The organism is Vibrio sp. 10N.222.55.C6, from assembly GCF_041473395.1.
GTDB lineage: Bacteria > Pseudomonadota > Gammaproteobacteria > Enterobacterales > Vibrionaceae > Vibrio > Vibrio crassostreae_C.
Window position 1 is genome coordinate 1 of the sequence record NZ_JBFRSD010000955.1, and the last position, 321, is coordinate 321.

A 321-nucleotide genomic window follows, 5' to 3' on the forward strand; every position below is an offset into this window, starting at 1 on the left:
CCCAAAATACTTATATTTAGAATGTATAAAAAATCACCCAAATATTGAGTGTATTTGGGTAGTAGATGATAATAGAATTGATATTCCTGGAAAAGCCATAAAGGTTAGGAACAAAAGTTTTAAACATTTATACTACATGGCCACATCAAAATATTGGATATTCAACGCGAGAATTCCAGCTATGTTTACGAAGCGAGAAGAGCAAGTGTATTTGCAAACATGGCATGGCACACCATTGAAAAAACTTGGTTTAGATATGGACGTTGCTTACTTTGCGACCGCTAACTACAAACATAATTTTTATAAAAATGCGCAGCGTTG

Annotated in this window: 1 protein-coding gene; it reads left to right on the forward strand. The window is 34.0% G+C overall.

Translation table 11 applies throughout. The features are described 5' to 3' along the window. Positions 1–321 (forward strand): CDP-glycerol glycerophosphotransferase family protein (locus AB4486_RS27030; protein WP_372119858.1); only part of this gene is annotated, 321 nt, incomplete at both ends.